Annotated in this window: 2 protein-coding genes and 1 pseudogene (1 of these 3 running past the window's edge); 1 reads left to right on the top strand and 2 read right to left on the bottom strand. The window is 63.4% G+C overall.

The genetic code is table 11. From position 1 onward, the window contains the following. Positions 1–646, top strand: a pseudogene (locus tag QZV94_RS18240) (flagellar hook protein FlgE); it begins 747 nt to the left of the window's first position. A gap of 269 nt (positions 647–915) precedes the next feature. On the opposite strand, the gene QZV94_RS18235 reads toward QZV94_RS18240, so the two are convergent. Together QZV94_RS18235 and QZV94_RS18230 are read right to left on the bottom strand one after the other, a co-directional pair. Further along, complete coding sequence (locus QZV94_RS18235; RefSeq protein WP_293680017.1) at positions 916–1,659, bottom strand: ABC transporter ATP-binding protein; 744 nt, start codon at positions 1,657–1,659, stop codon at positions 916–918. Positions 1,660–1,707: 48 nt separating this feature from the next. Next, positions 1,708–4,370 (bottom strand): mannose-1-phosphate guanylyltransferase/mannose-6-phosphate isomerase (locus QZV94_RS18230; protein WP_293680011.1); only part of this gene is annotated, 2,663 nt, incomplete at its 5' end.

Here is a 4,370-nt window from a genome sequence, read left to right as displayed (position 1 = left end):
CAGCATTCCCGAGAGCGCCGTGGATGGCATTGGCCGTCCAGGTCAGTTGGCGGTGGGGGACGTGACCTTCAACAGCGACGGCAAGCTCGATCTTGCCGCGGCGACGACCACCCTGTTCGGCGGTGCGACGAGTCCGCAGGTCACCTTGGCCGCTTCGGGCGGGGCCGCACCCGCCTGGGCCGCGGGTTTGGGTATCAACGCACAAGCGATAGATCTAAATCTCTCCAGCATTACTCAATACGCCGACATCTCGACAGTCAACGCACTGACAAACAATGGGGCTGGAGTGGGAAACATCGTCGCCATTGAGGTCAGTGACGTCGGCGTCGTCTCAGCAATTTATGACAACAGCCAAATTCGCCAGGTCGCGAAGATCGGCATCGCCACGTTCCCAAACGCCGACGGACTTCAGCGGGTGGGCGGCAACGCGTATCGCGCCACAATCGCCGCGGGCGAGATGACGATCAAGGAAGCGGGGGTAGGCGGGGCTGGCTTGATCTCATCTTCGAGCCTCGAGGCCTCTACGGTCGACTTGTCGGCCGAGTTCACAGCCCTGATTCAAATCCAGAAGGCCTATTCCGCATCGTCCAAGATCATCACCACGGCCGACCAGATGCTGGATGAGTTGATGAACATCATCCGATGAGTCCTTAGGGGGCGCGGTCATCGGTGCGCACCCCTTGAGCCGCGGCGATGGGGCCCCCTCGGTTGTAGGCGGCGTACCCTGGAGTCGACGGGGTCGACCCCGGCCGAGGGTCGCCAGGCGCTTTCCACCCAACCCGCGGACGCGGTGAGATGAAGCGACGGAACAAGCCCCGCTATCGTTGGCGTCGCCAGTTGCTCGCGTGGGTCATCAAGGTGATCGGTGCGGTCATACTCTCCTCTGATCTGAGATCACGAGCGGCGGTATGCCAGTTAACTGTTCAGCAAGTCGTCAAGACTCTCGATATCCGTAAGTTGAGAGGGCATCCCACCCGTCATTCGGATGACCTTGTTGCAGTATCGTCGTAGCAGCCCGTGGTCGTGCGAGGCGAGGACGAGGATCCCGGAGCGATCCACCAGTTCGTGTAGACGGCGATTGGCGCTCTCCTGAAACTCGGCGTCGCCCACCGCAATCCACTCATCCATAAGGAGAATGTCTGCCTCGACCGCAGTGGCGGCGGCGAAGGCGAGCCGTGCCTGCATGCCGGCAGAGTAGGTTTTCATCGGCATCGCGAGGAAGGGTCCGAGCCCTGTGAACGCGCAGATTTCCTCCAGCTTTTCGTTGATCACAGCCTCGGTCAGGCCCGCAATCCTCGCCCGAAGGCGAATGTTGGCCAAGCCACTAGCTGACGGGTCGATCCCCAGGCTAAGGCTCAGCAGCGCTGCGACGCGGCCACGCACCTCCACCTCGCCCTCGTCGGGCTCATACACGCCAGCAAGCGCGCGGAGGAGCGTGGTCTTGCCAGATCCGTTGTGACCCACGAGCCCGAGCCGATCCCCCGCGCGGAGTTCAAGGTTGACCCCCGATAGGGCCGTGATCTCGGTAACTTTCGCATGCTGGACAAGCCGCCCGCCGACAGCGACCCGTACCAGCCGCTTTTTGAGCGAGCGGGCATCTGCGCCGTAGACGGGGAAACGCAGCGTCAGGTCACGACAGCTGATGCAAGGGTCGTTCACATGACCTCCAGGGCAGATTGCAGGGTAAGAGAGGGTGGACCCGTTTGGTCAGCCCTGGCGGCGTGCCGACGGAGCAAGCCAGGAACGCAGGTGCGCCACGGGATAGAGGCGCGGGAGTCGTGACGCTATGTGCAGTTTTCCGTCTAAGCCGCGTTGGCGGGCCGCGTCAGGGTCGTCGGCCATGGCTTGCATTGCCTGGGCAGCGTGCTCGAGACTGGGCTCCGCCCAGACTTGGTCGTTCTCAGCGTAGATTCCGGTAGGGTCGATCACGGGCCGGAGTTGGTAGTCGATGCACACCGCGTGCGCATCGCAGAAGTCCATATTGCCGGACCAACCCGTGACGATGACCGGCTTGCCCATCGCCATCGCCTGGGCGATTGAGAGGCCGAACCCCTCCGAACGATGTAGAGAAACGAAGCAGTCTGCACTCGCGATGAGCCGATCCGACAGAAGGTCGGACAGCCGCTCGGTGACGATGCGGATGTTCGGCCAACCTTCGATCTCCATGCGAAGGGCGGAAAGGATCGGCGGATCATCGAGATCGCAGACGACTTTGATACAAAGCCAGACGTCACTGCGGTGGGGAGCAAAGGCGAGCTTAAACGCATCGATCGCTCCCCGCGGGTTTTTTCGGGTGGCGGAAGACAGCACGTCAAACATGCAGAGAAAGACAAACGCATCGTCCGGGAGGTCGAAACGACGACGGTCGGCGCTCGCTCCGGAGACATCGGGCAGAGGATGGGGTACGCAACGCACCTGGACGTGCATGCCCTGGGTGGCTCTCTGAATGGCGTTCGCGACAAACGTGCTTGGCGCCCAGATCTCATGGTACAGGCCCGCGCCTTCGGCCCAGCTCTGGGGCAGGTTTGGCAATTCCCAGGCCCAATAGCTGATCCGATAGCACGCATGGGCCGCTGCCGTGCGAGCCAGAAACTCTGTGGCCTGGGGCGCGTTGCAGTGACCGAACCACACCCCGCCACTTGCAGCGGGAGTCCATCCAAAAGGGTCCTTTCGCATGTCATGCAAGATCGGCGCGATTCCTGCAGCGCGCAGCGCATCTCGCGACATTCGCCCGCCCCGACCTATGCCGCTCACGTCGCCGAGAAAGCCGCTGAGAATGAACGGCCCCGCGAGGATGTCCGAACTTGGCCGAGGCGAAAGCGTTTGCGCGGCCTCTCCTACGCGATCGTGGACAGCTACCTGTTGAGCCAGCGGAAAGGTTCGATAGAGGAGGTTCGTCGCCTGCTCGCGGACCCCCAGCGGCAGGGGCAACGCCTTCCAGACACGTTGCGCTAGCCGATAGCCCGCAGGTTCCGGGGGAGCGGGGGCCGGGGGCTGGGCGGGGGTGAGTTCAAGCGTAGGCCCTGTGACGTCAACATGGCGGTGAGGAGCGGGAGCCGAGGTAAGGTCGGCGATGCGCGCGTAGTCGTCCTCGAACCGGACAATGTCGTCCTCGCCCAAGTACGCGCCAATCTGCACCTCGATAACATGCAGCGGCGCCGCGCCAGGATTGGAGAGTCGGTGGGTCGCGCCTCGGGGAACGAACACGGACTCGTTGACACCCAGCAAGGTTCGATGGGTGTCCACGGTAATTTCCCCGTGGCCGCCGACGACCACCCAATGTTCCGCCCGGTGTTGATGCTTCTGCAGAGAAAGCCGAGCGCCGGGTTTCACAGTCAGATGCTTCACCTGAAAATGCTCGCCGCTATGCACACTTTCGTACCAGCCCCATGGGCGATAGACCCTCGCTGTCTGAGTCGCGGCCGAGTGGGGCAGTAAGCGGAGGCGCTCCACCACCTTCTTCACCGACTGCTCGGCGTCGCGGTGCGCGACGAGGACGGCGTCGTCGGTCGCCACGACAATCAGGTCCTCCACACCTAGCGTCGCAACAAGTGGTCCGTCGCTGCGCACGTAGGTGCGACGGGTCTGTTCGATGAGCGTATCGCCCAGGGCGACATTTCCATCCTCATCCTGGCGACCGGCGCGCCAGAGCGATGACCATGCTCCGACGTCGCTCCAGCGGAACGTCGCCGGTACGACCGCGGCTCGTGAGGTGCGCTCCATGACCGCATGGTCGAGCGAGATCGATGGGCTCGCGGCAAAGGCCACGGGATCCAGGCGCAGGAAGTCTATATCGGCTCCGGCCCCGGCGATGGCCGCCTCCATTGCGGTGACGATCGCCGGTTCGCAACGATTCATCTCCGCGAGCAGCAGGCTGGCGGGCAGCAGGAAGATGCCGCTGTTCCAGTAGTGGTCGCCTGCGGCTAGGAAGGACGTGGCGCGCGTCACGTCCGGTTTTTCAACGAAGGCGGCCACCCGGCGTCCTCCAGCGGGTAGGGCCTCGCCAGCGCAAATATAGCCATAGCCGGTCTCCGGGCCGGTAGGATCGATCCCGAATAGCACCAGCGCGCCACCCTCGGCGACCTTCGCCCCGAGCGCAACGGAGGCTCGGAACGCCGCCACATCAGGAATATCGTGGTCGGCTGGCATCACGAGAACCAACGCATCCTCATCGCAGCGAGTGGCCGCGAGTACGCCTGCGATGATCGCGGGCGCTGTATTGCGCGAGACGGGCTCAAGCACGATCCGAGCGTTGGCGGCGCCGACCTGGCGAAGCTGTTCTGCGACAACGAAGCGATGCTCTGCGTTCGCCACGACGGTTATCGTATGGAACCTCTCCGGATCGGCGACACGTAACGCCACCTGCTGCA

Source organism: uncultured Phenylobacterium sp. (assembly GCF_902826855.1).
GTDB lineage: Bacteria > Pseudomonadota > Alphaproteobacteria > Caulobacterales > Caulobacteraceae > Phenylobacterium.
The sequence above is the reverse complement of the archived record's forward strand: the minus strand, read 5'-3'. Positions and strand labels throughout refer to the sequence as shown.